Origin of the sequence: Legionella sainthelensi, assembly GCF_900637685.1 — a bacterium.
GTDB classification, from domain to species: domain Bacteria; phylum Pseudomonadota; class Gammaproteobacteria; order Legionellales; family Legionellaceae; genus Legionella; species Legionella sainthelensi.
Map to the genome: position 1 here is coordinate 4,068,417 of NZ_LR134388.1, position 26,901 is coordinate 4,095,317.

The following is a 26,901-nucleotide window of genomic DNA, read 5'->3' on the forward strand; positions in this document are numbered from 1 at the left end:
CTTAGTGCTCGTGGCTTGCGCCTTCTTTACCGAGTTCGGCCTTAATATAAAAACTGTTTTTAGTCACATAGCTTTGTCCTGCTTCAAGCCCTGATAGTATTTCAACCCATTGCTCATCTCGTTGTCCCAACGTTACAGGTGTTGCCTCAAAATAATCTCCTTGTTGCACAAAAACCACGTCTTGCTCATCCATACGTTGCAGCGCAGAAAGTCGTACGGCTACCGGCACTATTTTTTCTTTGATTATAATTTCTCCATTGACATACATACCAGGCAACCACAGGCGATTTTCATTGGGGAGAACAGCTCGCGCCAAAGTCGTTTGTGTGTCCTCTATACCTAAAGGCGCGATATAAGAAATAATGCTCGTAGACTTAGGAGTTCCTTCATCTCCCATTACAATAATACTCATACCTTGTTTTACCAGTGGGGCTTCCTTGCGATATAACGTAAAATCAGCCCAAACATTATCTAGATTTGCTATTTCATAAATAGGTTTAGTATTTTGTGCTAGCTCACCGTTAGTAGCATACTTTTGCACAACGGTACCAGTAATGGGAGCCGTAATATTGTAATTTTGTAAACTTTCATTACTTTCAATGATGGCTAATAGCTCTCCTTTAGTCACTTCATCTCCTAAGTTTTTATTCATCGACTTAATAATTCCTGAATAACGTGCGTATATAGGAGCCATGGTGTCGCGATTAGGAGTAATTTTTCCCACTACTTTAAGTTGTGTTTTGATGGTTTGACTTTGCGCAGTTGCCGTTTTTATCTCCGCGGCTTGGAGCATGGCAGGGACCAATTTTACCCGCCCCTCATAAGTTGAATAATGCCAACTATAAGATTTTCCTGCATAGGCTAATTTAAGCGACACATCAAAGGAATGAGGCTCTTGAATTTCTTCTTCACTTTGTAAAAAATTATCAACAGGAACAAAGCTAATCAGCTCTTTTTTATGATTAAACCGAGTTAACTGCATGGTCAGTCGCGTGTGCACAGGAGCAATTGCATTTCCCTTTTCGTAAATGTAGGCGCGAAAATGAGGAGGCATTCCACGCTCAATGAGAAGCAATTCAAGAGCCAAATCCCCCTCTTTAAAAAGTTGCCCCCCTTTAGGCCCTTTTTCAATATCATGCTGCACCCCTGCTTCAATTGCCTCGTTGTCCTTGCCAGCCCACAAAGAAAAAGAACCTGAGCCCCATAACAAAGCAAAGAGACATAAATAAGAAATAAATCTCTTTATCAATTTCATTTACTCTCCTTAGTAGGATGTAATCCTAAAAGTCCAGTGATTTGAATTAATGCCTTATGGTAATCCGCATGGGCTTGTTGATAGTGACGCTCTTCTTCATAGAGCGTATTGAGCGAGAGAGATAATTCAATATAAGTGTAGCGCCCCATTTGGTAACCTTCTTGAGCTAATTTGATTGATTTACGCGCTAAAGGCAATAATGAACGCGTCACTTGTGCTGCTTCATACTCACTTTGTTGCGCCTGTAAAAAAAGCGTATAAGCGCTTTGTCGCACATCCAACCGTGTTCCCTGGTATTCATGAGCTGTTTGGGTATATTGTGCTTCTGCAGTCAAAATTTTTCCTTGGTTACGATCAAATACAGGAACTTGTGCATAAGCAGACATCACTGCAGCGTTACTCCCATCATCTGAAAAATGTCGCCCGCCCAGTTGTATGTTTAGATCAGGCCATATTGATTTTTTAACGGCTGTAATAGTCGCTCGTTTGGCTTTAAGTTGTAATTGCATTTGTAGAAGCTGCGGGCTTTGTGGTAGCTTCCTCAATAAAGCATCCCATTTTAATTCTACATCGGGAAATCCTTTATCAATCAAAGGCCTATCTATTCTTAAACCATCGCCTAGCAATCGAGATAATTTAGCTCTTTGAGTCAACTCATCTCGTGTTGCCTTATTTTCCTGGATCCGAGCCTCGCCTAAACGTACTTGTGCTAAGCGTAAATCTAATTCGGCACCCGCTCCAGCCTTAACTCGTCGCTCAATAGCAGCCACAATATCTTGATTAAGGCGAACTAATTTTTTTGTTACCTGGCGCCATTGGCCTGCATAAAATGCATCAACATAGGCAACTCCAACCGTTATATAGAGTGTGGCTTTTTGAACCTGAATTTGTGCTAAGGATGCTAAATAATCAGCATAAGTTGCCTTCTTTAAATAAGCCAAACGATTCCCTAAAGGAATTGGTTGGGTTACAGACGCAGTAGTTTCTGCAGCTTCATAGCTTGAATAGGAACCTGAACCACCGAAATTTTCAGCAGTTAATGAAAGTTGTGGATTAGGGTAGAGGCCACTTTGGATAAAGTAACCGCGCATCGCTTGTGCTTTATCTATTTCTGCCTGTAACTCAGGGTTGTTGCGGTATGCGATTTCTAATGCTTGTTTAAAAGTAAATGGCGCAGCAAACACTTCGCTTATCACAAAGCTCATTGCTACGAAAACAGCAAGATAGAATAGATTACGCATTTCACAACCATTAAATAATCTATGGAATATGGACGCTTAGTGTACCTTCATTTTTATATTTGATATAGCTTTATAAAACAACATCTATTTCTCTTTTGGATATTTTTTATAGTTTGAGAGCATAAACAGAACCTAGAATGGGCGTTTATTGATGTTGATTTTATTAATTCCTGGTTCACGTAGCGAAGAAATCTTGGGTAACGAAACACAGGCTATTAATAAATTCGTAGCTGATTAGATCTTCTGCACACCGCGAACAAGTCGCGGCATGTAGGCGGTGGGAATGAATTATCAACACACCTTAGATGAAAATACTTACTTGATTATTTTTCTAACTTTTTGAATTGCACGAATTTGAGCAACTGCTCGTGCCAGTTCAGCAGCAGCAACAGAATAATCCATCTCACCGCCTCCGCCTTTATTGGCCATTGCTGCTTCAGCTTGGGCTTTTGCTGCAAGGGCAGCTGCTTCATCAAGATGCTCAGCCCGCTCAACCTCGTCGGCAAGAACAGTAACATAATTAGGCTGTATTTCCAGCATACCACCCTGAACATAATAGATTTCCTGGTTACCGCCAGGTAAAGTAATTCGCACCTCACCTGGTTTCAGAACAGTAAGTAGAGGGGCATGACCAGCTGTAATACCTATCTCGCCTAACTCTCCAGTTGCCACAATCATTTCAACTAAACCGGAAAATATTTCATGTTCAGCACTAACTATATCTAAGTGCGTTGTTCTAGTCATATTTGCTTACCTCATAGGGTTTTAGCTTTAGCAACCGCTTCTTCAATACTACCAACCATATAAAATGCTTGCTCTGGTAAATCATCATATTCACCAGCAAGAATGCCTTGGAAGCCTTTAATTGTATCTTTTAAAGATACATACTTTCCTGGAGAACCTGTAAAGACTTCTGCAACGAAGAATGGCTGTGATAAAAATCTTTGAATTTTACGTGCGCGAGTTACAACACGTTTATCCTCTTCAGAAAGTTCATCCATACCAAGAATTGCAATAATATCTTTTAATTCTTTATATCGTTGTAATGTCTGTTGCACACGGCGAGCTGTATCATAATGCTCTTGACCTACAATCAATGGGTCTAATTGTCGTGAGGTTGAATCTAATGGGTCAACCGCCGGATAAATACCCAGCTCTGCGATTTGACGTGACAATACAACGGTAGCATCTAAGTGAGCAAACGTTGTTGCTGGCGATGGATCGGTTAAGTCATCTGCTGGTACGTAAACCGCTTGAATTGAGGTAATAGAACCTGTTTTTGTTGAGGTAATACGTTCTTGCAACATACCCATTTCTTCCGCCAATGTCGGCTGGTAACCCACAGCAGAAGGCATACGACCCAGCAACGCAGATACTTCAACTCCAGCGAGCGTATAACGATAGATATTGTCAACGAATAACAATACATCGCGGCCTTCATCGCGGAACTTTTCAGCCATAGTAAGACCAGTTAAAGCAACACGTAAACGGTTACCTGGTGGCTCATTCATCTGGCCATAAACTAATGATACTTTGTCCAATACATTCGATTCTTTCATTTCGTGATAGAAGTCATTTCCTTCGCGAGTACGCTCACCAACACCAGCGAATACTGAATATCCACTGTGCTCAATAGCGATGTTACGAATTAATTCCATCATATTAACGGTTTTACCTACGCCGGCACCACCGAATAAACCTACTTTACCTCCTTTAGCGAAAGGACAAAGCAAGTCAATAACCTTAATACCTGTTTCCAGCAATTCTTGGCTACCTGCTTGATCTTCGTAAGTTGGGGGCTTGCGGTGAATAGACCAATGCTCTTCAGCACCAATTGGACCTGCTTCATCAACTGGACGACCCAGAACATCCATAATTCGTCCCAAAGTTTTCTTACCTACGGGTACTTGAATTGGATCACCCGTATTTTCTGCTTTTAGTCCGCGCTTAAGTCCTTCCGTTGTTCCCATTGCGATAGTACGAACAACACCATCACCTAACTGTTGTTGTACTTCAAAAACCAAGTCACCATCAACAAGTTTCAATGCATCATTAATTTTAGGGACATTATCACGGGGGAATTCAACATCCACTACCGCGCCAATAATTTCTACTACAGTTCCTAAGCTCATTTTATACCCTCTTATAAAGCGGCTGCGCCACCGACAATTTCTGCCAACTCTTGTGTAATTGCAGCTTGTCGAGCTTTGTTATAAGCCAATTGAAATTCTTTAATCAAATCACCGGCATTTTCTGTTGCATTTTTCATTGCAATCATTTTAGCCGCTTGTTCACAAGCGATATTTTCAACTACAGCTTGATAAATTTGTAATTCGATATAACGTTCTAAAAGATTATCCAGTAATTCCTTAGCATCAGGTTCATAAATATAATCCCAATGATGCCCCATTGTATTACTGTCTTCTTCTGATTTTGGCAATGGTAATAATTGTTTCACCACAGGCTTTTGTGTCATGGTGTTCACAAATTCATTGTATACGATATGCAATGCGTCAATAGTGCCATTGTTAAACGCATCAAGCATAACTTTTACAATACCGATAAGATCATTAATGCTAGGTGTATCACCTAGATGATCTTTCGATCCGAGAACATTACTCCCAACACGCTTGAAAAATGCCTGTCCTTTACGACCAATAACAGCAAGGTCAACTTCTTTTCCCTGCTCTTTCCAACTGCGAATTGTTTTAACGGTTTCACGGAGTAAGTTAACGTTTAAACCACCACACAGACCTCGGTCTGTAGTCACAACAATAAGACCTATGCGATTAATTTCGCGATGACTCATAAACGGATGTCTGTATTCTGAGTGTGCACGAGCAATATGTTTTACCACCGCATAGATCTTACTAGCATAAGGTTTAGATGCGCGCATTCTCTCTTGAGTTTTGCGCATTTTACTTGCTGCCACCATTTCCATCGCACGAGTAATCTTTCGAGTTTTATTAATGCTCGAAATTTTCGAACGGATTTCTTTTGCTCCAGCCATATCTCATTTCGCCTTAAAATTGACTTACCAACTTGCTGTACGTTTAAAGTCTTCTACAGCATTCTTCAATTTCATTTCAATATCATTATCATAACCGCCAGCATCATTAATCAACTGCAACAAGTCAGGATGCGACGTACGCATATAGTCGTGCAACGAGGCTTCAAATGCTGCAATTTCATTTACAGGTACATCATCCAAATAACCCTTTTCTACAACGAACAATGCTGTGCCCATTTCGGCAACGGATAATGGCGAGTATTGTTTTTGCTTCATAAGCTCGGTAATTCGTTGACCACGCTCTAATTGCTTTCGTGTAGCATCATCAAGATCAGAAGCAAATTGGGAGAATGCTTCTAACTCACGGAATTGAGCAAGCGCTAAGCGAGTACCGCCACCTAATTTTTTCATAATTTTGGTTTGTGCAGCCCCACCAACCCGTGACACAGAAAGACCGGAGTTGATTGCAGGCCTAACACCTGAGTTAAATAAATCGACATCAAGGAAAATCTGGCCATCGGTAATCGATATAACGTTCGTTGGTACGAATGCAGATACGTCGCCGGCTTGAGTTTCAATAATTGGTAATGCGGTTAATGAACCTGTTTTTCCTTTTACTTCGCCCTGAGTCAGTTTTTCTACTTCATCAGCATTAATTCGTGCAGCTCTTTCTAACAAGCGTGAATGTAAATAGAAAATATCCCCTGGATATGCTTCACGACCTGGAGGTCTTTTCAACAACAAGGATATTTGTCGGTAAGCCCAAGCTTGTTTGGTTAGGTCATCATACACAATTAAAGCATCTTCACCATGCTCCATGAAATATTCACCCATGGTACAACCTGCATAAGGCGCAATAAATTGCAATGCAGCTGAATCTGAAGCTCCTGCGACGACTACAATGGTATGCTCTAAAGCATCATGTTCTTCAAGTTTACGTACAATTGCAGCAACAGATGAAGCTTTCTGTCCAACTGCCACATAAATACATTTAACTCCTGTACCCTTTTGATTGATGATCGCATCAATTGCAATTGCTGTTTTTCCTGTCTGACGGTCACCAATAATCAATTCACGTTGACCACGGCCTACTGGAATCATCGCGTCAATTGCTTTTAACCCAGTTTGCACTGGTTGATCTACTGATTTACGCGCAATAACACCTGGAGCAACCTTTTCGATTGGCGACATGCCGGATGCTTCGATTGGACCTTTACCGTCAATTGGATTTCCTAATGCGTCAACAACACGACCTAGAAGGCCTTTTCCAACCGGAACTTCAAGAATACGACCAGTACATTTACCTTTTTGCCCTTCAGCTAAAGAGGCATATTCACCAAGAACAACCGCCCCTACTGAATCTCTCTCAAGGTTAAGAGCCAAGCCATAAGTGCCGCCAGGAAATTCTATCATTTCACCAGCCATTACATCTTCAAGGCCATGCAAACTTACAACACCGTCTTTCAAACTAACAATAGTACCCTCATTACGTGCTTCAGATACTACATTAAAGTGTTCTATTTTCTTTCTGATTAATTCGCTGATTTCAGAAGGATTTAACGCTACTTGTTCTGACATGGAAACTATCCTCTAAATTAAGCGGCTAAGTCGTTGCTAAGCTTATTAAGCTTGCCGCGAACTGAACCATCAATAACTAAATCACCCGCTCGAATTATTGCTCCACCAAGCAAGGAAGGATCAATATTGATTTTTAACGAGACCTTACGCTTTAAGCGTTGACTTAATGATTCTATTAAGCGTTGTTGTTGTGCAGTTGATAACTCAGAATAACTACATACATTGACATCTAAAGTTTTTTCCTGATCTGCGCGATGTACTTCATAAAGTGCGAAAATCTCTGGTAATAACATTATTCGCTTATTTGTAGCTAATAATGCGATAACATTATTTATTGGCCTGTCGTCATTTGACTTTGTACCAACCGCTGTTTGCAGCAATTCGATATGTTGTTCAACAGTTGTTGCTGGATTAGTTACAAACTTCTCCGCTTCTGGGGTCAACACAGCTAAAACAAGATTTCTCAAATGTGCTGACCACTCTGCTAATTTATTTTCCTCTAAAGCATATTCAAAAATCGCCTTAGCATAGGGTCTGGCTATGGTGGTACTATCAGACATTTTTAAATCTCTTCTATCAAGTTATCTAACAATGCGGTATTTGCCTTGGCATCTACTTCACGCATCAGAATTTTTTCAGCACCGGTTATTGCCAAGTTTGCTACTTGTTTGCGCAACTCATCTTTTGCATGATTTATTTGTTGCATCAATTGTTCTTGAGCAAGCTTCATCTGTATTTGAGCTTCATGTTTAGCGGCTTCCTTTGCTTCTTCAATGATTTGAGCAGCACGTTTGTTGGCCTTTTCAATGATATCAGTCGATTGAATTTTTGCTTGCTTTAATTCATCTTTGACTCGATGTTGCGCTAGCTCAAGCTCTTTTCGACCACGCTCTGCGGATGCTAAACCATCAGCAATTTTGTCTTGTCTCTCTTCCATAGCTTTTGCCAAAGGAGGCCAAACTAATTTCATAGTAAACAAAACAAAAGCGGCAAACACCAGCATTTGTATTATTAATGTTAAGTTAATTTCCACCGTTTATCTCCTGTAACAATTAGGGCGCTTTGCGCCCTGAATAATGTGTTATCAAGAACCTATACCGCTAAGGAAAGGATTTGAGAAAGTAAAGAATAACGCGATACCTACTCCGATCATGGTCACGGCGTCTAACAAACCAGCAACGATGAACATTTTAACTTGTAACATTGGAACCATTTCTGGTTGACGAGCTGAGCCCTCAAGGAATTTGCCACCAAGCAAACCAAATCCTATCGCTGTACCCAACGCACCCAAACCAATTAACAAGGCAACCGCAACAACGGTCATACTTTGAATTTGTGCTATTAAACTAGCGGCTTGCATATTTATCCCCTTTACAATGGATGAAAATTAAAATCGGTTAGTGATCTTCATGCGCTAAACTAAGATAAACAATAGTTAGTACCATGAAAATAAATGCTTGCAATGTGATCACCAGAATATGGAATATTGACCAAGCCAACGCCAAGATAAATTGAGCTGAGCCTAAGGTCGCAGTACTTACTGGTGATGATGTTGCAGCATTTAAGGTTAACAGTGCGATTAATATAAATATCAATTCGCCTGCATATAAGTTTCCAAATAACCGGAGTGCTAATGAAATCGGTTTAGCAATGAGGCCTACCAATTCAAGTAACAGGTTAAAAGGTATGAATCCGGGATGATTAAAAGGTTGCAATGTAAGCTCTTTGATAAACTTTTTAGGGCCTTTTATTTTAATGCTATAAAAGATAATCAGTAAAAATACTGTGATTGATAAAGCAAAAGTCAAGTTTAAATCTGTTGTAGGTACTACTTTCAGGTAATGAATACCTCCAGCCTGAGCAATATCTGGTAATATATCTACTGGTAGAATATCCATAAAATTCATGAGAAAGACCCATAAAAATATGGTTAATGCTAGAGGGCCTATTAAGTTATTTTTTCCATGAAAGCAATCTTTTACCTGATTATCTGCAAATTGCAGCATAATTTCAGCGAAATTTTGTAACTTACCAGGAACTCCTGTTGTAACCTTACGAGCACCAAAATACATTAGAGCACAAACTATAACTCCCAATGTAATGGAAAAAAACAGTGTATCGAGATGTAAAGTCCAGAAACCACCTGAACCAAATGTCATATCACTAACATTATAATTAAGATATGTTAGATGATGTTTAATATAGTTTGAACTAGATACCATTTCAGTCACTTTCAGGCCTATTCTGTTTATTAATAATCAACGGGGCAAACCAATGCGTCATCAGTATCATAATATATGATACAAAAAACGCGAGCGGTGTTATTTTAAAGAAAAGAAACACCACAGTGAATAGGAATATGGATATAAATATCTTTAGCGCTTCGCCTTTATAGAAACTATTTACAATTTGCCTGGCTGAGCGTGCGCCTTGATATTTAAATAGTTTAGTTGCGAAATATGCATTGGGAATGATACAAACCACCCCACCAAGCAATGCCGAGATTCCTGCATTAGCACTATATGCTAGTACGCAAAAAGCCGCAAAGACTAATGTAACGCTTATTTGCACAAGCCACAGCCGAACAATGCCACGCTTGCTTAGCTGTTTGTTCACATATTCACCTAAGTTTCACCGCGCGAATTATAATGCAACCCGAATGAATAATCAATGTTCTATTTTATTCACTGATTGTCTAAGAATAGTTTCAAAGTCTAAGTTTACTTAATTATTTAATTCCTATTGCACTAATAACGACTGCAACCGTGCTCCATTATGCCAATATTCGTCGCGATTGATGACAGTGTTTGTACTAAAACTTATATCGATATGCTCTTAACCTACTGAAAACGATAAATAATTTATTTTTTTGCTATCACATATACATATATTGAATTGGATTAATATTGCTCTATAAGATTTAATTGTACTCAAAATAATAATTACTGCTTATCCAATGAGTCATCATAGTTATGAGTAATAATTTTTAATTCAATTTAATTTTTTATCACGTATGTGATACACCATGAGGTTACTAAAATGTTCGCAATTACAAAGAGCTATCCTAAAATTCATCGTGATAAATTTGTTGCTAACTCTCTAGACGGAATTTTTAATCGTGGAATATCCTCCTATGCTTCTGAACGATTTACTCAAGAGTGGGACAACCCTGAAAAGCAATTGATCGCAAAAGAGATTACATTATCAACGATCGTACCCACATTTCATTCATCCCGACAAAATGTTGCTTTACAACCGCCTTTTCCGAATGGAAAAACTCAACACCCATCTGTTGTTCATGCATTAGGCAAAACTTATGGTAAATTATGTGCCATTGATAAAATATCAGCGGTTTGTCCAGAACATTACTTATTGATGCGCACAGCAGTTGGAATTGCTAGGAACCCAAAACCCGAAATTCTTTATGCAGCTACTATTATTGGTTTTGAGCTGGGTACAGAATTAGAAAAATTAGATCCAAAAGCGCTTATGAGTCTTTTTGAGATAGGATCAAACACACCAGAAAGTCGCTCTAGAGATATACTGGAAAATCATGATTTCTTAATAAAAGTACTCAAAAGAGAGCATCAAACCCCACCCCAACAATTTTTAAGAGTACTTGAAGTTGTTCTTTCTCCTTTGGGAATGATTGCTAATGCTTATGGAAGTAGCAATTGTAAAATTGAAAAGGCTAAAAATGCTGGCAAAGACGTAGTTGCATTAGAGATTTTCATAAAAGAATTAATGGTGTCATTAAATAGTTTTCATGTGCCATACATTAAAGCCCCTGGATCGCCTTTTGCTCATTTGCAAATGCAACTATACACACATGGTGCTCAAATATCAGAAGCAGAACTTGTTACGGTAAGTCATTATCTTGAATCTCTTGTAAATAATGGCACTGATAGTTCTATGCCTGAGATTCCCCAGCTTCGTAGTGTAATAGTGAATGATGCGACAGGTAGAACACTTCATCTCCATGATCATATGAATCTTCCTCATTTTTTTGATGTGTCCGGAACTACAGGTGCAATAATGCAAGCCTCTTTAGGTCTTTTGTCCAAAGCAGGCAAATTAGATCTGGCTAAAGATCCACATGATACGATGCTTCTTGGTATGCTGATAGCTGGCTGTAATTTTTACAAGCAAGGGTATCATAATTATTACGAAGTTCTTCCGGCGTTAAATTGGGTGAACCATAATGTGTGGAAAGAAGAGTACAAACAATTAACTCCTACGGAACTTCTTCATGCACTGCCATCCTTGTTAAGTGAATGTGTTGATCCCTCATCGCAAATGGCAACGCTAATTAATGACACGACGAATTTAGTTACAGAACATTTCGAACTACACTATCGACTATATAGAGAAGAGCTTCAAAACAGAGCTAAAATAGAACAAGCTCCATCAGTTCCTCTGTTAGGCATGAAAAACGAATAAGCCAAGTTAAGGCATAACCTCTCATTAATTTAGGGAAAAGGCGGATCCACATGCCACGATTTATACACTGGTTCCGGAAATTTTGCTCTAAGTTTAGATTTCTGAATCCAGTGTAATTTCTAACACCCTAAAGACTTTTATCTAATTATTAAAAGCCAGATTGAGGTATTCTTTTAAATTTCTGGACAATATTTGTTACCAGTGACCAATATTTGGTTCTGAGATCCATGGTTCTTGGAGAGGTAACGCTCCTCCTTTTTGTAATAATTCTATAGAAATATTGTCTGGGGAACGAATAAATGCCATGTAACCATCGCGGGGTGGTCTATTAATGGTGACACCTAACTTTTTTAATCGTTCGCATGTTTCATAAATATTATCAACACGATAGGCTAAATGACCAAAATTACGACCTTCATGATACACTTCCGGATCCCAGTTATAAGTGAGCTCTAACATCGGGGCATTAGATTGTTTTGCTTGTTCTAAATCATTGGGAGCAGCGAGAAATATAAGGGTAAATCGACCTTTTTCATGCTCTGTGCGTTTTACTTCAATCAGCCCTAATTTATTGCAGTAAAAATCCAGTGATTGCTCTAAGTTTGATATTCTAACCATTGTATGTAGGTAATTCATTCGTTTTTTCCTAAAATGATTGTGATTCGATCACCGCTGGAACAGTGAATGATTTCGAGTCAGATAATGCGTCTATCATTGCTTTCCCAGGTGCGTAGGAACGTAATATCAAATAGAACGATTGGCCGTCTTTTCCTGAAGGCAACCAATTTGCTTCCTTATCTTTTCCTGGATTCGTATTTTGAATATAAATTGTAAGCGAGCCATCATCATTCAACTTCATTTGATTATCACTACCGAGTGAATATCGATGAATTGGATTTTCAACAGTATAATTATTATGCAAATCATATAAAGTTAAAGACCAAAATCCCGGAGCAATATACGGAGGTAACTGCTTGAAAGTCACTGTATATTGTTTATTACTCAATAGACTGTTCCCATTATTGTCTCTTTGGGTCATAAAATAAATTGCTTCACGTGGAATATTCGCTGTTAATCCAACACGTGCGATGATGGCTCGTAAATAATAATTGGTTTTCGCATTTCCAATATCTGGTGGTGGAATAAACCATCCGTTAGCAAATATACCGAGAGGCAAGTTTGAACTAAGTGGCCCTATGTCTCGTGCAGCACGTTTCATAGACTCTAAAATAATAGGTGAAACTTTTGTCGCATCCCATTGTTTTCCATATTCAATTCCAAGAGGTTTAAACATAGGTAACAAAGCGCTAATCTGGTCTTTTGGTGGTGGATTTTCATTAATTGCTGCCGATAAAATCTGCCAAAACTGCATTGGATCTTTAAAATCAACTGCACTGACCGGTAATTTAGGATTAGCCAACTCAGGTTTGATAAAATTGTAGGAGGAGAAAGACGCTGGTGTTTGTCCCAGATATTGAGCCATGCCTGTGATAGTTATGTCATTCAATACCTTTTGGGCACTCGGTAAATCTGCGTCATTAACAACATGGACTCGTGGTTGGATTAAAAGCCAAGGTGTAGGGGCTTTAATGCACGTGATATGGTTGGGTAATTTCCCTTTCCAATTTGGTCCTACAAGCGCATAAGTTCCTCCTTTGTAGCCTGTAGTGACACCACCTACGTAAGCAAATGAATTAGTATACATATCTAAAATCTGAACCATGTAATAACGATTATTTGAATCAGGAATACTTAAAATGATTGGCTCTTTGGATAAATCCAAGAAACCAAATCCATAGATAACGTTAGTATTTGGAGTAACATAACCCGCTTGTTCAGAAAGGGAGGGAGTAGCTATATTTTCCAAACGCCAAATTGAATTTGGTCTGGATTTAGCATTAGGCTGCAATGCATCGTTATAGCGCAGATTATACATAATGACAACAGGCAATCCCCAAGTAGCAGCTTGTAATGCGAGTGAATATGAATATTCACTTACATTGTTATCCATATTTTTGGGCACTTGCGCAAATGGCATGGTGCAAGGCAGGATGATGCAGCAAGCTAACAAAAATATACGCATACAATGTGCCATCGTGATCCTTGGTATGAAATACACCTTCTTTCAAAACACTATCAAATGATTCTTTAATTGTAAATGAAGCGACCCTAATTTGAATTTACCGTCTATACTTAAAATGTGGAGCTTATTATCACAATTCAGGTAATAAGTAGTGTTTATTAACCTCGAAAAAGGAAAAAACATGCCTGATAAGATCCAACATACAGCAGCTAATCTGCAACAGAAAATGCTCGTTCGTTATGGCGATGGCATACACCACAAACATAACAAACATCATCTAGAATACCGACAACACTGTAGAACCCACCCTTGTAATCCGAACAATAAAATTAACGAACTAGAAAGTTTCACTGGATCTACGGGATTGTTGCGTCAATCTAACTTAAAGAAAATGCGTAAGCGACCTGATAGAGGACAATTTCACTAAGAGTATATCCTAAGAAGACAGTTGGGTTTATTTTAAGCTTGATTGTTTTTTTAGGATGTTCAAGAGTAATATCTCCCAAACAGTGAACACTAAATAAATAATAACTATTCTAAACTTTTTTGATGGTTCCTAGAACTCCCCAAGCGAATGCTTTTTCCAAAGTGGAATATCTAATTAGCCAAATATTCATTGCCGATTAAGAATTCACTAATCTTACATATCTACAATACCTTAGTAGTTTCTAGATCTATTGGATCCTGGTAAATAGCCCCTTCCCAAGCTTATTGAGAAGCTACATCTATAGATCTAATAACGAGTAACTTCTAGAAATTGATTTGGAGATTTAACATGAAATTTAAAGAACTCACAGGAGAAGCATTAGCAGATGGAATTAGAAAACAAAACAAGGCGATTCAATGTCATAAGATGTTTCGAGCAATTTTCTATATGATAGACCATAACCCGAATAAATACTTACCTTTAAAATTGATATGTAATGCTGGTGATGATCTTGCCGGACCAATCACAGAATTTCATAATCTACAAACTGCCAATGATGAATTAAAAAAATTAGCGAAACAGAAATTAATGAATAATTTCTTCTTCGGCATGTCTTACGAGAATGCAGATGCTTCTCTTAAGTTTCATGTCAATATCAATGAGATTGGCGATATAAATGAAGAGGTCATCTTAGGCTTAGTGAAACTTTTAAGTGAAGAGGCATTGGAAAGAGGCAATTGTGTGAATTTTAATTATAAAATTATTGAGCCCGCCTATTCTTCTGATAAACGCTTTAAGAACACCGATCAAATCACGATTTATTTTAATAAGTACTCTTCTGTCGATGCGATGATGCTTCTGGCAGAAAAAATTGATAACTATCTGAGCATCCAAGGCGTTCCTGAAAACAAGACCAAATTGGGTCCTAAAGATATACTTAGTCTTAATTCCTTTGTTTCTGCAAGATTTGATAATAATAAGTTGACCGAGGCCTATGATGTATACACTTTTTTTGATCTCGAGCTTAAAAAGTTTTTTGCAAAATACAAGAATAAAACAGAATTAAAAGGACTGCCTGTAGGTGCTATTGAGGCTGTTTTTAATTCATTACTTACAAATAAGGAAATTACTAGACTTAGAAACGAAACCTCCAAAGAATTGTGTGAGAGTGATAGTCAGATTGTCCAAAATGAATTTGATAAGTTAGTAAAAGATCCAATAAATTATATGCGGAAAGCTAATAATCAACCTGAAAAAAATCCAATGAAGTTCGATTTGGACATGGTTACAGCATCAGAAAGCCATGAACAGCCCCAAGAGCCGGTGAATGCTGTATCTAGTGAAATTTCTACAGCCCCAGTTTATCAGCAGGTATCAGAACCAACTACAGAAAAACAACAAAATAGGCATCAATCTGGTCAAATACATCACACAGTAGCTACTTTAGAAGATAAGATATATGGATTTTTCAAAAAATGGAATCCTTCAAATGTTTCTAGCATATCTTACGAAGAAATCCCAGCGATACCGCACTCTTGTAGCGTAAAATCCTAATTAGGGTTATAAGGGCTAATGCGAACTCGGTAACTATGCTCCGACATAAGCGGAGCATATGCTTTACGCAATCTGAGGAGCAGAGTGGCTTTTTATATTGATGTTTGAAAAGCAGGAATTTCCTAATACTTTAACAAAAGTAAATACAACAATGAAAGGCGCTGCCTCAAGATAAAATCGGTACTCCTATTGCCTCAATGAAAGGTGTTGCCGAAGGACAAAAAATATACTGAGTCGTTGCCTCAAAATAAGTGTTGCTTTTGAGAGGTTTTGTTGCAGTTAATAAATAGTTGCTATTGAGCCTGGTGGATATGTGGACGAGAAGCCTGTGAGTTTGAGCAATAGCTGTGGGTAACATCTTTTTGTTATCCACAGCTATTGCTCAAACGTCCCATAGGGCACAGGCAGGTCCGAAGGACTCGTCCATCATATCCACAGGCTTTATCTCCAAACAGGTCTAATGCAGTGCTTAATCTTTTCATTAAATAGCCTTTCTCTGTTTTGTATTCTGAACCTGAACCAATCTAAATACTAATTTTAGCTTCTTTTGGATCTTCTTTTGCAGATTAAATGGATCCAGTGTAATAAACTGCTCTTGTAAGGTCTTTTTTTGATCTAATGTAAGACAGCTGGAAGCCATTAACCGTTGGTAAGGAGTTTGCGGTTTGTCATATTTTTTCTTAATCTTGGATTGGATTCGCACTTTATCAATCAATTTAATACAGGGATAGAAAAAATTAAAAAGAAGAGATACCTCATTAGAATATAAGTCATTCATGAGTTCCACTATCTTTGGATTATCAAAACGATGATAGCCAAAGAGCTGACAACATGAGTCCAGTTTTTCTGCTCAACATGCGCATTATCGTCTTTTTTATAAGGACGTGAACGGGAAAATTGTACGGATTTTTGAGAACCGCGGTCAGTAAAATAACGAATAAGGTGCCAATTAAGAAACTATGAGCCGTTATCACAATCAAACCCTTTGATTTCAAAGAGTAAGTTTTCTTCTATGTTTTCTATGCCTTACAGTACACCTGTCGCTCCTTTATTCCAAGTAGCACGCACTTCTGTCCAGCCACTGAAAATATCGGTCATTGTAATTGACCAGACAAAATCACCCATTAGCGAAGTGCCACAATGTGCCACAGTATCTGCTTCCATAAAACCAACTTGTCTCGTGTCCCACTGGTTTGTATTAATCGGAATATGTTTTCTTAGAAGGCTTCCGGGTTTCGTTCCACTTAAACCTTTTCCATAGCGAGATTTAATGGGTTTTAGCAAGCGATCGATTGTTGCTGCACTCATTGCCAGCAATTGAGTAGAGAGCTCATCTAATGAAGTCTCATGATGTTTCTGATAATGCGGTAACCATATGGGCAGAGCCTCTTTTAAGCGCTTGCCACACATCTGATCCGCAGCAAGCCAAATCTTTTTAAGCGGCTCCCATAATATACTAGGGTCATAAACTTTCTTTTTGCCTGGTTTTTTAGGTTTTTTATCAGCGATGGGGAACTGCCTTAATAACCTAGCTGCCGCTTTACGATGATAGCCATGTGTCTCGCAAAACTCATCCAATATGCGTTTCTTCACTTCACGATTACCCCGGTGATAACGCCAACGCTGTGTTTTCAAATGTAAATCCATGCGTACTTCCCCCATTTTTGCTTTCCTCCTTTCGGCAACAGCAATAGTGAGGCAATGCGTACTCAGGCAACTAGGTGCAGATTTAATAATTCCTTAATATTTCACTGTTACAATGCGGGCGAATTTTGATAATAAACTAATTTTGAGATGAATTTTAATTTAGAAGCAAGAACTGCATTAGCTACTTTTATTATAGATATTTCAAATGAATTAGTTTTTTCAAAACGTGAAATTGAGAGGTGCGCTCATAAAGCACGAGCATTATTTAAAAAATACAACGCGTCACCTGAGCGAAGTTCTCTGGCACAACAGGAGTATTTAGCGGAACTGCTTGCGCCACTTAACAAAGTCAACTCCATAATCTATAACAAAAAAAGTTGGTGGGAAAAATTCGTTGGTTTTTTTGGATTTGTTTCTCCTGAAGAAGAAAAGTTACAATCAATCATTGGACTAATTGAAAAGTCCCGTGTAAATGCCGCCACAACCTATAACAACATCCATTATCCTAATTTTATTTTTCGCATACTTCACTTTTTGGTTTTGATTTAAGACAAGTATGGCAACGCGATCATTATGATCAATATCAAGAAAAAGAAAAACTTACTTATCTTTCACATCATTTAATGGGTAATACCGATTTAAATCATCATGAAATCTTACAAGGAAAAGTAAGATCGAGTGCTTACCAGCATTTCCTCAATGATTTAAGTGATTTTGTTAACATTCAAACGCTTGAATTGGATAACCAGACAAAGCGTCTGTTTAATGATTTGCACAAACAAATCGAAGAGTGCTCTAAATTTTCTTATGAGCTGGATACAGTTCAGGTTATAAAGCAATTAAATGAGAATAAAGACGCGCAACAACAATTAGTTGATGATTTGTCTTATCAAGTGCAAAAGTCTCTATTTGAACTACCGCCTGGAGGTTCTCTCATTATTCCGCATGGGTATGTCACGGCAAATGGAGGCCATGCAACTGTAATTGAATGTCAAAAAATCAACACACAAGAAGTTATTTTTAAAATAATTAATACCGGTGCTGGAGAAACACAAACTGAAAGTTATAGAACTCTTTTCCTATCGCTTATAAGCACCACACTAACCCGTCCTGTTAAAGTCACAAGCAATATGTCAATAGAGGAAATTTTTAACACGAATTTCATTGAAGAATTACTCACGCCTCTAATCGTTGAAGATGGACAGTCCATGGAAAAAATGACTGCATTGTTTCTCCGTTTATATCATGAAGGGAGACTCCATGATGACAAGCACTTACTCACATTGCAGGTTAATGGTGTATGTGCACATTCCTCATTACTTGCTTGGTTTAAAACGAAAGTTCCAGAGCCAACTTTTTTATTGTTTCAATTTATTACAGCACAAAAAGCACTGCAACGCCTTGACCAATTTATGGCGCACTATGATAAGTCCGAGTTTATCGAAGATATAAGCCAAGTTTTATTAGAGCTTCGCGAAGCAGGCAAACAAACTGTAGAAGAAGCAGCAAGTCAACTTGCTCATGAAAAAAGACGTATTACAGAAGAAAAAATGCAATTGCAATCACAATTATCCAGCTTATTGGATAAAAAAGGGAAGCAGATAGAAGATATACCTGATTTACCACACTATGTTGAGAAAAAATTACAAAAAGAGCAACTAACCCCTATAGAAAGAAAAGAAATTGCAGAAACCGATTCGTTAACAAAATGGGTGGCTCCTAGTCAAAGAAGGGGATTCTGGCCATTTTTTACAACCGAAGCTCAACCCCACCAAAGGCCTTTAAGTGACCAAGCTCAGAAAGCGATTATTGCTAAAAAAATAATTGGTCATGAGGCCTTTATTAATGCGACCGAATCAGCGTTCAGAATTTAGATTATTATTTATTCTGAGCTTGCTTTAATTTGGCTTCCAGCCAATGACCCATTGGCGGTGCAAGTATTTGTAACTTTCTTTTTTTGACAGAATTAAAATTAGCCTTTGAAGATTTATTATTCCTATGTTTTGACCGATGTTTAATGTCTACTTTGGCATGGATTTTACTGCGAAGCCCACCAAAACTAAAACCACTTACTTCTACAACTTTATCGTGGGTGTTTCTCATCGCATCTTGATGTACTTTTAAATAGAGCCTATTCGTGAGATCTATCTTTTTTAAATTCCGCTAATATTACGGTATATAAGCCTTTTTTTCACCCATTGTTATAACGATTATAATCACTTTTCCAGTGACCATACTCTGCTGGCAAATCTCTCCATCCATCACCAAGACGCAGCATCCGACATATTACTTACATCAATAATTGCTCATTTTTATGGCAGCTTTTAGGTATCGCAAGAAATTTTTCTAAACAAGACCAGAGTTCATCGTCATTAACCATTTGAGACATTCCCTTTCCCCACCCCGAGTATCGCGAAAAAGCATCACCATGCGACTCAAACTCCTAGCATGGAAGTGGGAGCAGATAGAAATGATTTGAAAATCTGTGCTCTGCTTCAGTCTGGGGAAACTATAATAAAACTTTAGGGGTGTTACCCAAGCTTTGCGATACGTTGCGCACGGTCTTACCTTGCGCAGACTCAAGTATACAAGGGATCCCACAGGTATGAAACGCGGTAAGCGCTATTTTAATGTGTGGGAATCGCTCAAGAAGAATGCAGCAAATTCTTGCTGCGACAAAGGTGATTACGAATATTTTTATAACCAATACACAAAAACAAATAAAAATAACCAAACAACGTCTACAAAGTGCCAATACCACGCAACACCTTCAAAAGCAAAATGTCGCTCTGGTGTAAAATGGCCGTATTTACAGCGGAAAAAGATAACGATGAGCATTATAGTTCCCAATGTGACGTGTAGGCCATGAAAACCGGTTAACATAAAAAAAGTCGTCCCATAAATCCCGGCGGATAAAGTTAAATTCATCTCCGTGTAAGCCTCATGATACTCATAACTTTGAAGCGCCAAGAACAAGATACCTAATGAAATTGTTAAAGCCATACCAATGAGTAATTGTTTCTGCTTCTTTAATTTTAATGCCCAGTGCGCCCAGGTTACTGTAACCCCAGAGGTTAATAAAATTAATGTATTTATTGCTGCTAAACCCCAAGCCCCCATTGCTTCATGAGCTCCAGCAAAAACATGGTTATCCGGATTATTTAATATAGGCCAAGTAGAGTTAAAATTTGGCCAGAGCGTGAAATGAGTAATAGGATGTACTTCTCCTCCTAAAAGAGGCACAGACCAAAGTCTTGAATAGAATAATGCGCCAAAAAAAGCACCGAAAAAACACACCTCAGAAAAGATAAACCAGCACATACCCCAACGAAACGAGCGGTCAACCTGTTCATCATATACACCCTTGGAGTTTTCATAAATGACCTGACCAAACCAGCCAAAGAGCATGAAAACCATAATGCCAAGACCGATGGTGAATATATAAGGGCCATACCAATCATCATGAAGCCATGATCCAGCGCCCACAAGAGTAGTAGTTAATCCGCATGAAGCAACTAAAGGCCAATGGCTTGGTTTAGGGATGTAATAAGTACCATGTGCTCCCATTGTAATTTAATCTCCTGTATCAATAATCATTTATCGGTTACATCAAATAAAGTATAAGACAAAGTAACCGTATTTATTTTTTCTGGTAAGTCAGCATCCAAATGAAATAATAAAGGCATATTCATTGCCTCATGTCCATCTAGTGTTTGCCGAGTGAAACAAAAACACTCCGTTTTTTTCAAGTATTTCGCGGCAATCCCAGGAGTGACGCTGGGTATTGCCTGTACTGACATTGGATGATCGGTTTTATTTTCCGCATAAAAAGCCAGCTTCGCAATTTCACCAGGATGAACCTGTATTTTTCGAGTTTTAGGATAGAATGCCCATGGCACTCCGCTATTATTTGTTGCAACAAACTCAACCGTAACTAATCTGTCTTTAGCAACTTTTACCTTAGTGGCATCATACGCGACTGCCTCTGGATTTGTTTTGCCATTAATCCCAAGACTTTTACAAATACTATTGTAAATAGGGACTAGGGCAAAACCAAAAGCAAACATTCCCACCACAAGCAAGGCTAACAAAGAGACTAACTTGTTATGCCCTTTCCTCTCACTCATATAAATACACCTATAAATCTAACTTAGGGGGCGTTGAAAAGGTATGATATGGAGGTGGTGAAGGTAAAGTCCACTCTAGCCCATAAGCACCCTCCCATGATCGTGCAGCGGCAATATCCTTATTAGTTCCTTTCTTCCTGACCGTAGCAATCACATTATATAAAAAGAGTAATTGGGTAAACCCAAAGATGAAAGCACCGATTGAAGAGATCATATTAAAATTAGTAAATTGCAACGCATAATCAGGAATTCTTCTTGGCATGCCTGCTAACCCTAAAAAGTGCATAGGAAAGAAAGCGATGTTTACTGAAATGGCCGATAGCCAAAAGTGCCATTTACCCAAACACTCGCTATACATATGACCAGTCCATTTAGGCAACCAGTAATATGTAGCTGAAAAAAGGGCGAATATTACTCCTGGAACTAAAACATAGTGGAAATGGGCCACAACAAAATAGCTGTCTTGGTATTGGAAGTCTGCAGGGACCAGAGCCAACATTAAACCTGTAAAACCACCAATTGTAAATAAAAATACAAAAGCTAATGCGAACAACATCGGAGTTTCAAAGGTCATAGATCCTTTGAACATCGTACTTACCCAGTTAAATACTTTAATTCCAGTAGGTACTGCAATCAACATCGTAGTATACATAAAGAACAATTCTGCGCCTAAGGGTATACCTGTTGTAAACATATGGTGAGCCCAAACAATAAATGACAATATGGCAATGCTCACAACTGCATAAACCATAAAATAATAACCAAATAAAGGTTTACGGCTAAAGGTAGGAATTACTTCTGAAATAACACCAAAAGCAGGCATTACCAAAACATAAACTTCAGGATGTCCAAAAAACCAAAATACGTGCTGAAAAAGTATTGGATCGCCGCCACCAGCTGCACTAAAAAAGCTTGTTCCAAAATGTCGGTCCGCCAACATCATAGTCACTGCACCTGCCAATACGGGCATAATTGCAATTAATAAAAACGCAGTAACTAACCAAGTCCAAACAAACATGGGCATTCTCATTAAAGTCATGCCTGGCGCGCGTAGGTTTAAAATCGTTGCAATGATGTTAATTGAACCCATAATGGATGACAGACCCATCATATGAATTGAGAAAATCATGAAATCCGTGCTTGGGGGAGCATATGTAGTCGATAAAGGTGCATACATAGTCCAACCGAAATTTGGGCCACCACCCGCATGAAATGTCGTGGAAAGCAATAAAGTAAAAGCAAAGGGCAGAATCCAAAAGCTCCAGTTATTTAACCTGGGCAATGCCATATCTGGAGCACCAATCATCATTGGAATTTGCCAGTTTGCTATTCCGGTAAACGCTGGCATAACCACACCGAATAGCATGATTAGTCCATGCAGTGTCGTCATCTGGTTAAAAAAGTTTGGATCAACAAACCGATGGCCGGGCTGAAAAAGCTCTGCTCGAATCACTAAAGCCATTCCACCAGCAACAAAGAAGCTAATCATTGCCAGCCACAAATAAAGTGTACCAATATCTTTGTGGTTCGTAGTAAACAACCAGCGTTTTATAAACCCTAAAACACCCTTACCTTGCTCAGGTCCATGATCATCGTGTTTTTCATCATGTGCTAATGTATAACTACTCATTGCAAACCTCCAGCTTGAACTTTATTAACCATGGTTGGTTGTTGATTAGCATTCTTTCGTTGCGCTGCAACATCCGTGGGTTGAATTAACTCATTAGTGTTGTTATCCCAAGCATTACGCTCATAAGTGGCGATAGCAGCAATTTCCTCATCCGTCAGTTGATCTTTATAAGGTTGCATTGCAGAACCAGGAATTCCATGAAGTATCACATCTATATGACGGGAAATTGGATGACCTGTAGCTACAGAACTCCCTCTTAGTGCTGGATACAGCGGGGGTATACCCATCCCATCAGGCCTATGACATGGGGAACAAATTTGGTCATATTTTTCTTTCCCGAATGTCAGTAACTCGTCACGAGTCATTGTTTTTTGTACTGCTTCCCTCGCCTCTTCATTCGCGTATTTATCTTCTGACTTTGTTTGTGCCGCCACCCACTTATCAAAATCATCTTGGCTTACTGCTTCGACCACTATAGGCATAAACCCATGATTGACGCCACACAGCTCAGCACATTGGCCTCTATAAGTGCCAGGTTTTTCAATAGTCGCCCAAGCTTCGTACATAAATCCAGGAATTGCATCACGTTTTATACCTAATTCAGGCACCCACCAAGAATGCACTACATCATTTGAGGTAACCAGAAAACGAACCTTCTTATTTACAGGTAGGACTAGTGGCTTGTCGACTTCCAATAAGTACCACTCATTCTTTTTTTGACTGTTTTCAATTTGATTAAATGGGGTAGATAAAATACTAAAATAGCTAATGCCTTGATCAAGATATTCATATTGCCATTTCCATTGATACCCGACTATTTTTACAGTAAGTTCTGATTGTCTTGTATCATCCATACGCATTAAAACGCGAGTCGCTGGTATTGCAAGTCCAACTAAAATTAAAAAAGGGATAATAGACCAGAAAATTTCTAATCTAGGATTATCATGGAATGATGCTGCCTTATAGCCTTTAGATTTTCTATGATGAATCATAGAGTAAATCATTACCCCAAATACAACAACACCTATTACGGCGCATACCGCCATACAAACCATATGCAGGTAGTAAGCATCCTTACTGATAGGAGTAACTCCTTCATACATATTCAGCTGCCAATTATTTGCAGCTGCAAATATTGGCTGACTCCCACACCAGACACCTAGCATTATTATTAATTTACAGATTTTTAACCTGTTTAACATCCCCATTCCTCGTCTTATCATTGAAGTTTGAATATAAGGTATGAAAAAATTCCCATGCCTTATATTCAGATAATTGGCTCTTCAATTCAATCAATATCTCCACTCAAGCAAAGGTCATGAGCAATACCTTAACTTGAACATAACGCATACGCCCTTTTTCTTGAGCAAAGCCTGATTTTCAGGCCTTGGCTCAAAGTTCAATTTACCACAAAGAGTAGTTTCCTTCAGTTTTAGATTTACTAACCATATACTTAATTGCTTCGATTACTTCATCGGTTGAACAGTGTTTACAACCACCGTTTTTCACATGACTTTTTCCATTAACAGTATTCTCAATGAGAACGTCCATATTTTCTGCAATTAAAGGTTGCCACGCTGTTTTATCCCCTAACTTAGGAGCACCATTTTTCCCTTCATTGTGACAAACAGCACAATTTTCATTGTAAATCGTTTCTCCGTTAGTAGGATATTTTTTCGCACCACCAGACTTGAGGTTTAATAATTGCGTACGCGTCAATGACTTATCTAATATATAATCGACAGCAGAAATAATGTCATTATCAGAGCAAGTAACACAAGCCCCTTTCACCGGCATGAAGTTAAAACCATGGATAGCATGGCGGTATAATCCATTTAAGCCGCTTGTTCTTAACCGCTCATACCAACCTGGAGAACTTCCCATTAATGGGGCAGTCATTGCTCCTTCTTGGTGACAAATCACACATGCAGTGAAATACACTTCCTTTCCACGAGAAAGAGATGGCGGCTTTTCTGAAGCGGGTAGTCCCAAAGGCTCTTCACTAACGACCGTTTTGAGATAAGTGGCAATAGCCATTCTATCAGCATCAGTTAAATACATCAGACTGTTATGATTCACTTCAGCCATTGGACCAGCTACAGGGCCAGCATTGTTAATCAGTTTATCGTGTTTAAACACATCAACAACTTCTTGATGAGTAGCTGATTCCAACCCATATTTAGTGATATTAGGCGCCCAATAACCATCAATAAATCCACCTGTTAAATAATATCTGGTCTTTGGAGACCCAAATACGTTTAAGGGAGTATGACACATGCTGCAGTGGCCTAAGCCGTCTACTATGTATTTTCCACGGTTCCATTCTGGAGATTTATCATTCTCGTATTGGTACACACCCTCTTGAGGGAAGAAAAATAAAATATTCCATCCCCAAAGCGTAAAACGCGCACCAGGAACATTGAATGGGAAAGGCAATGATTTATTTTCGAGGTGAACTGGTGGCAAGCTCATAAAATAAGCATACAATGCACGTCCATCTTCATCGGATATTTTAGAAAAATAAATATAGGGAAATACCGGGAAATAGTTTCTACCCTGAGGATCTCGTCCCTCTCTTAAGGCACGAATAAAATCCTGTTCAGTCCAGTTACCAATACCAGTTTCTTTATCTGGAGTAATATTGGGACTATAAAATGTTCCAAAAGGTGTCGCTATAGGCAATCCTCCAGCATAAGCCGGGGTACCTCCTTTAACATTAGTATGACAGGAAATACAATCCCCCATTTTTGCTAAATACTCACCTTTCTGAATTAAAGTTTGCTGCTCACCGGTAGCTGGAGCGGTAGGTGGATAAGCAGGATAATATCCATCAATAACTGACAATTTCTCTTGAACAGGTGCATTTTCTGCTTGTAATAATTGACCTGTCATGCCAAGCACCGTCACCGTTGCAGTGACAATTAGCTTTCTTAGTAACAAAGAGCCCACGCCCCCTCCTATTTGTTCTTATTTTGTACGCATATCTTATGGAGACAGAATAACCGACGCATTTTATACTCCACAATACACAAGTTGCAATGTTATAATAGCTATCTTTGATTTTTTTTATATCGTTATTATGTTTGTTTACCTCGATGGCTTACTTTTAGGCTTATCCTTAATCATTGCTTTAGGGCCACAAAATGTTTTTTTAATCAAACAAGGCGCGCTTAAAAACCATGCAATCCTCTCCGCCATTATTTGTTTTATTTGTGATTTTATCTTAATTTGTGGCAGTATAGCAGGTCTTCATGAGTTACTCATAATTCGCCCTGTTTTGCAAATCTGGATGCTGCTTCTAGGCACTGCCTTTTTGCTTTTTTATTCTGCAAAAGCCCTAACTAATGCTTTTTCAAAAACTGAGAAAGCTTCGGAGAATACTGCTCAGCCCAGAACTAGAGCTCAAATAATACTTCTAGCCCTAGGCTTTAGTATACTTAATCCCCATGCAATTATCGACTCTTTGGTTATTATAGGCGGGGGCAGTAGCGGATACCCTAATAAAGAACATATTTTCCTGTTAGGTGTGCTTACATCAAGCTTTATTTGGTTCAGTTCATTAACATTTACTGCTCGATATTTTTCTGACATTCTAACCAAAGCAAATGTATGGAAAGGCATTGAGCTCGTTAGCGGACTACTTATGGCTTTTATAGGAATCAAATTAGGTACGGATAGCGTCCATTTAATTTCAGCATTACTTGAAAAATCAACTTAGAATAGAAAGGGCCAATCAGTGTGTCGCCAATTGACCCAGTGGAATGACACATAGCAAGTCCAACCTCGCAAGGCGAAATATCTCATAACCAATGATCCATGTCAACTCAAGAGCGTGTATTTTAAGGAATGTAGTTTCGAAATGGGTCTATTGTCGTTCCAGCACGCTTGAGCTAAACTTATGTTTTTATA

Annotated in this window: 26 protein-coding genes; 6 read left to right on the plus strand and 20 right to left on the minus strand. The window is 38.6% G+C overall.

What is annotated here, in order from left to right; all coding sequences use genetic code 11:
• Position 1 precedes the first annotated feature (1 nt).
• The 11 genes from EL220_RS17635 to EL220_RS17685 all read right to left on the minus strand — a co-directional run bounded on the left by EL220_RS17635 (position 2) and on the right by EL220_RS17685 (position 9,700).
• The gene (locus EL220_RS17635) at positions 2–1,255 is read right to left on the minus strand and encodes an efflux RND transporter periplasmic adaptor subunit (RefSeq protein WP_027270445.1); all 1,254 of its coding nucleotides are present in this window, start codon (positions 1,253–1,255) and stop codon (positions 2–4) included.
• On the minus strand, positions 1,252–2,496 hold the full coding sequence (locus tag EL220_RS17640) for a TolC family protein (protein ID WP_027270444.1): 1,245 nt from the start codon (positions 2,494–2,496) through the stop codon (positions 1,252–1,254). Before EL220_RS17640 ends, EL220_RS17635 begins: the two co-directional genes overlap by 4 nt.
• A 315-nt stretch (positions 2,497–2,811) precedes the next feature.
• Positions 2,812–3,240 (minus strand): F0F1 ATP synthase subunit epsilon, encoded by a 429-nt coding sequence (locus EL220_RS17645; protein WP_027270443.1) that lies wholly within the window; start codon positions 3,238–3,240, stop codon positions 2,812–2,814.
• Between the two features lie 11 nt (positions 3,241–3,251).
• Positions 3,252–4,628: a F0F1 ATP synthase subunit beta gene (gene atpD / locus EL220_RS17650; protein ID WP_003633919.1), complete on the minus strand. Its 1,377-nt coding sequence runs from the start codon at positions 4,626–4,628 to the stop codon at positions 3,252–3,254.
• A gap of 11 nt (positions 4,629–4,639) precedes the next feature.
• Positions 4,640–5,506: a F0F1 ATP synthase subunit gamma gene (gene atpG, locus EL220_RS17655; protein WP_027270442.1), complete on the minus strand. Its 867-nt coding sequence runs from the start codon at positions 5,504–5,506 to the stop codon at positions 4,640–4,642.
• 24 nt (positions 5,507–5,530) lie between these two features.
• Positions 5,531–7,084, minus strand: coding sequence for a F0F1 ATP synthase subunit alpha (gene atpA, locus EL220_RS17660; protein WP_027270441.1), 1,554 nt, complete (start codon positions 7,082–7,084; stop codon positions 5,531–5,533).
• A 17-nt stretch (positions 7,085–7,101) separates the two neighbouring features.
• Positions 7,102–7,644, minus strand: coding sequence for a F0F1 ATP synthase subunit delta (locus EL220_RS17665; protein WP_027270440.1), 543 nt, complete (start codon positions 7,642–7,644; stop codon positions 7,102–7,104).
• Positions 7,645–7,646: 2 nt separating this feature from the next.
• Positions 7,647–8,117 (minus strand): F0F1 ATP synthase subunit B, encoded by a 471-nt coding sequence (locus tag EL220_RS17670; RefSeq protein ID WP_027270439.1) that lies wholly within the window; start codon positions 8,115–8,117, stop codon positions 7,647–7,649.
• Positions 8,118–8,168: 51 nt separating this feature from the next.
• Positions 8,169–8,444: a F0F1 ATP synthase subunit C gene (atpE, locus tag EL220_RS17675; protein ID WP_003633911.1), complete on the minus strand. Its 276-nt coding sequence runs from the start codon at positions 8,442–8,444 to the stop codon at positions 8,169–8,171.
• A 37-nt stretch (positions 8,445–8,481) separates the two neighbouring features.
• Positions 8,482–9,306, minus strand: a complete 825-nt coding sequence (atpB, locus tag EL220_RS17680) for a F0F1 ATP synthase subunit A (protein WP_027270438.1) — start codon at positions 9,304–9,306, stop codon at positions 8,482–8,484.
• Between the two features lies 1 nt (position 9,307).
• Complete coding sequence (locus EL220_RS17685; RefSeq protein WP_027270437.1) at positions 9,308–9,700, minus strand: F0F1 ATP synthase subunit I; 393 nt, start codon at positions 9,698–9,700, stop codon at positions 9,308–9,310.
• A 423-nt stretch (positions 9,701–10,123) separates the two neighbouring features.
• Between EL220_RS17685 and EL220_RS17690 the strand changes: the two genes are divergently transcribed.
• The gene (locus EL220_RS17690) at positions 10,124–11,524 is read left to right on the plus strand and encodes a hypothetical protein (RefSeq protein ID WP_051544716.1); all 1,401 of its coding nucleotides are present in this window, start codon (positions 10,124–10,126) and stop codon (positions 11,522–11,524) included.
• Between the two features lie 195 nt (positions 11,525–11,719).
• Here EL220_RS17690 and EL220_RS17695 read toward each other — a convergent pair whose 3' ends face one another.
• Together EL220_RS17695 and EL220_RS17700 are read right to left on the minus strand one after the other, a co-directional pair.
• Entirely contained in the window at positions 11,720–12,160 is a 441-nt protein-coding gene (locus EL220_RS17695) for a VOC family protein (protein ID WP_027270436.1), read from the minus strand.
• A gap of 10 nt (positions 12,161–12,170) precedes the next feature.
• The gene (locus EL220_RS17700; RefSeq protein ID WP_027270435.1) at positions 12,171–13,619 is read right to left on the minus strand and encodes a DUF1254 domain-containing protein; all 1,449 of its coding nucleotides are present in this window, start codon (positions 13,617–13,619) and stop codon (positions 12,171–12,173) included.
• A 169-nt stretch (positions 13,620–13,788) separates the two neighbouring features.
• Between EL220_RS17700 and EL220_RS17705 the strand changes: the two genes are divergently transcribed.
• Positions 13,789–14,034 (plus strand): hypothetical protein, encoded by a 246-nt coding sequence (locus tag EL220_RS17705; protein WP_027270434.1) that lies wholly within the window; start codon positions 13,789–13,791, stop codon positions 14,032–14,034.
• A gap of 348 nt (positions 14,035–14,382) precedes the next feature.
• Positions 14,383–15,588 carry a hypothetical protein gene (locus tag EL220_RS17710; RefSeq protein WP_027270433.1) on the plus strand — a complete coding sequence of 402 codons (1,206 nt, stop codon included), beginning with the start codon at positions 14,383–14,385 and terminating at the stop codon, positions 15,586–15,588.
• Between the two features lie 1,026 nt (positions 15,589–16,614).
• Here EL220_RS17710 and EL220_RS19410 read toward each other — a convergent pair.
• Entirely contained in the window at positions 16,615–17,250 is a 636-nt protein-coding gene (locus tag EL220_RS19410; RefSeq protein WP_232002543.1) for a hypothetical protein, read from the minus strand.
• 132 nt (positions 17,251–17,382) lie between these two features.
• Between EL220_RS19410 and EL220_RS19415 the strand changes: the two genes are divergently transcribed.
• A complete protein-coding gene (locus tag EL220_RS19415; protein ID WP_232002544.1) occupies positions 17,383–17,784 on the plus strand; it encodes a hypothetical protein in 402 nt (133 codons plus the stop codon).
• Between the two features lie 74 nt (positions 17,785–17,858).
• The gene (locus EL220_RS17725) at positions 17,859–19,109 is read left to right on the plus strand and encodes a hypothetical protein (RefSeq protein ID WP_232002545.1); all 1,251 of its coding nucleotides are present in this window, start codon (positions 17,859–17,861) and stop codon (positions 19,107–19,109) included.
• A 4-nt stretch (positions 19,110–19,113) separates the two neighbouring features.
• Here EL220_RS17725 and EL220_RS17730 read toward each other — a convergent pair whose 3' ends face one another.
• The 6 genes from EL220_RS17730 to EL220_RS17760 all read right to left on the minus strand — a co-directional run bounded on the left by EL220_RS17730 (position 19,114) and on the right by EL220_RS17760 (position 25,941).
• Positions 19,114–19,338, minus strand: a complete 225-nt coding sequence (locus EL220_RS17730) for a hypothetical protein (protein ID WP_027270430.1) — start codon at positions 19,336–19,338, stop codon at positions 19,114–19,116.
• A 594-nt stretch (positions 19,339–19,932) separates the two neighbouring features.
• Positions 19,933–20,802 carry a cytochrome c oxidase subunit 3 gene (locus EL220_RS17740; RefSeq protein ID WP_027270429.1) on the minus strand — a complete coding sequence of 290 codons (870 nt, stop codon included), beginning with the start codon at positions 20,800–20,802 and terminating at the stop codon, positions 19,933–19,935.
• Between the two features lie 26 nt (positions 20,803–20,828).
• On the minus strand, positions 20,829–21,362 hold the full coding sequence (locus EL220_RS17745) for a cytochrome c oxidase assembly protein (RefSeq protein ID WP_027270428.1): 534 nt from the start codon (positions 21,360–21,362) through the stop codon (positions 20,829–20,831).
• A gap of 10 nt (positions 21,363–21,372) precedes the next feature.
• Entirely contained in the window at positions 21,373–22,992 is a 1,620-nt protein-coding gene (ctaD, locus tag EL220_RS17750) for a cytochrome c oxidase subunit I (RefSeq protein WP_027270427.1), read from the minus strand.
• Positions 22,989–24,194 (minus strand): cytochrome c oxidase subunit II, encoded by a 1,206-nt coding sequence (gene coxB / locus EL220_RS17755; protein WP_027270426.1) that lies wholly within the window; start codon positions 24,192–24,194, stop codon positions 22,989–22,991. Before coxB ends, ctaD begins: the two co-directional genes overlap by 4 nt.
• Positions 24,195–24,396: 202 nt before the next feature.
• Entirely contained in the window at positions 24,397–25,941 is a 1,545-nt protein-coding gene (locus tag EL220_RS17760) for a c-type cytochrome (protein WP_027270425.1), read from the minus strand.
• Between the two features lie 130 nt (positions 25,942–26,071).
• Here EL220_RS17760 and EL220_RS17765 point away from each other — a divergent pair, with 130 nt between their 5' ends.
• Positions 26,072–26,710: a LysE/ArgO family amino acid transporter gene (locus EL220_RS17765; RefSeq protein WP_035905833.1), complete on the plus strand. Its 639-nt coding sequence runs from the start codon at positions 26,072–26,074 to the stop codon at positions 26,708–26,710.
• Positions 26,711–26,901 lie beyond the last annotated feature (191 nt).

Excerpts from the sequence above, each read along its gene's own strand:
- EL220_RS19415 (WP_232002544.1), top strand. The coding sequence starts at position 17,383 with ATGAATTTTAATTTAGAAGCAAGAACTGCATTAGCTACTTTTATTATA.
- EL220_RS17700 (WP_027270435.1), bottom strand. The coding sequence starts at position 13,619 with ATGGCACATTGTATGCGTATATTTTTGTTAGCTTGCTGCATCATCCTG.
- EL220_RS19410 (WP_232002543.1), bottom strand. The coding sequence starts at position 17,250 with ATGGGGGAAGTACGCATGGATTTACATTTGAAAACACAGCGTTGGCGT.
- EL220_RS17740 (WP_027270429.1), bottom strand. The coding sequence starts at position 20,802 with ATGGGAGCACATGGTACTTATTACATCCCTAAACCAAGCCATTGGCCT.
- atpE (WP_003633911.1), bottom strand. The coding sequence starts at position 8,444 with ATGCAAGCCGCTAGTTTAATAGCACAAATTCAAAGTATGACCGTTGTT.
- atpD (WP_003633919.1), bottom strand. The coding sequence starts at position 4,628 with ATGAGCTTAGGAACTGTAGTAGAAATTATTGGCGCGGTAGTGGATGTT.
- EL220_RS17725 (WP_232002545.1), top strand. The coding sequence starts at position 17,859 with ATGGGTAATACCGATTTAAATCATCATGAAATCTTACAAGGAAAAGTA.
- atpB (WP_027270438.1), bottom strand. The coding sequence starts at position 9,306 with ATGGTATCTAGTTCAAACTATATTAAACATCATCTAACATATCTTAAT.
- atpG (WP_027270442.1), bottom strand. The coding sequence starts at position 5,506 with ATGGCTGGAGCAAAAGAAATCCGTTCGAAAATTTCGAGCATTAATAAA.
- EL220_RS17665 (WP_027270440.1), bottom strand. The coding sequence starts at position 7,644 with ATGTCTGATAGTACCACCATAGCCAGACCCTATGCTAAGGCGATTTTT.
- EL220_RS17635 (WP_027270445.1), bottom strand. The coding sequence starts at position 1,255 with ATGAAATTGATAAAGAGATTTATTTCTTATTTATGTCTCTTTGCTTTG.
- EL220_RS17640 (WP_027270444.1), bottom strand. The coding sequence starts at position 2,496 with ATGCGTAATCTATTCTATCTTGCTGTTTTCGTAGCAATGAGCTTTGTG.
- EL220_RS17745 (WP_027270428.1), bottom strand. The coding sequence starts at position 21,362 with ATGAGTGAGAGGAAAGGGCATAACAAGTTAGTCTCTTTGTTAGCCTTG.
- EL220_RS17710 (WP_027270433.1), top strand. The coding sequence starts at position 14,383 with ATGAAATTTAAAGAACTCACAGGAGAAGCATTAGCAGATGGAATTAGA.
- EL220_RS17765 (WP_035905833.1), top strand. The coding sequence starts at position 26,072 with ATGTTTGTTTACCTCGATGGCTTACTTTTAGGCTTATCCTTAATCATT.
- EL220_RS17690 (WP_051544716.1), top strand. The coding sequence starts at position 10,124 with ATGTTCGCAATTACAAAGAGCTATCCTAAAATTCATCGTGATAAATTT.
- ctaD (WP_027270427.1), bottom strand. The coding sequence starts at position 22,992 with ATGAGTAGTTATACATTAGCACATGATGAAAAACACGATGATCATGGA.
- EL220_RS17645 (WP_027270443.1), bottom strand. The coding sequence starts at position 3,240 with ATGACTAGAACAACGCACTTAGATATAGTTAGTGCTGAACATGAAATA.
- coxB (WP_027270426.1), bottom strand. The coding sequence starts at position 24,194 with ATGTTAAACAGGTTAAAAATCTGTAAATTAATAATAATGCTAGGTGTC.
- EL220_RS17695 (WP_027270436.1), bottom strand. The coding sequence starts at position 12,160 with ATGAATTACCTACATACAATGGTTAGAATATCAAACTTAGAGCAATCA.
- EL220_RS17730 (WP_027270430.1), bottom strand. The coding sequence starts at position 19,338 with ATGAGAAACACCCACGATAAAGTTGTAGAAGTAAGTGGTTTTAGTTTT.
- EL220_RS17705 (WP_027270434.1), top strand. The coding sequence starts at position 13,789 with ATGCCTGATAAGATCCAACATACAGCAGCTAATCTGCAACAGAAAATG.
- atpA (WP_027270441.1), bottom strand. The coding sequence starts at position 7,084 with ATGTCAGAACAAGTAGCGTTAAATCCTTCTGAAATCAGCGAATTAATC.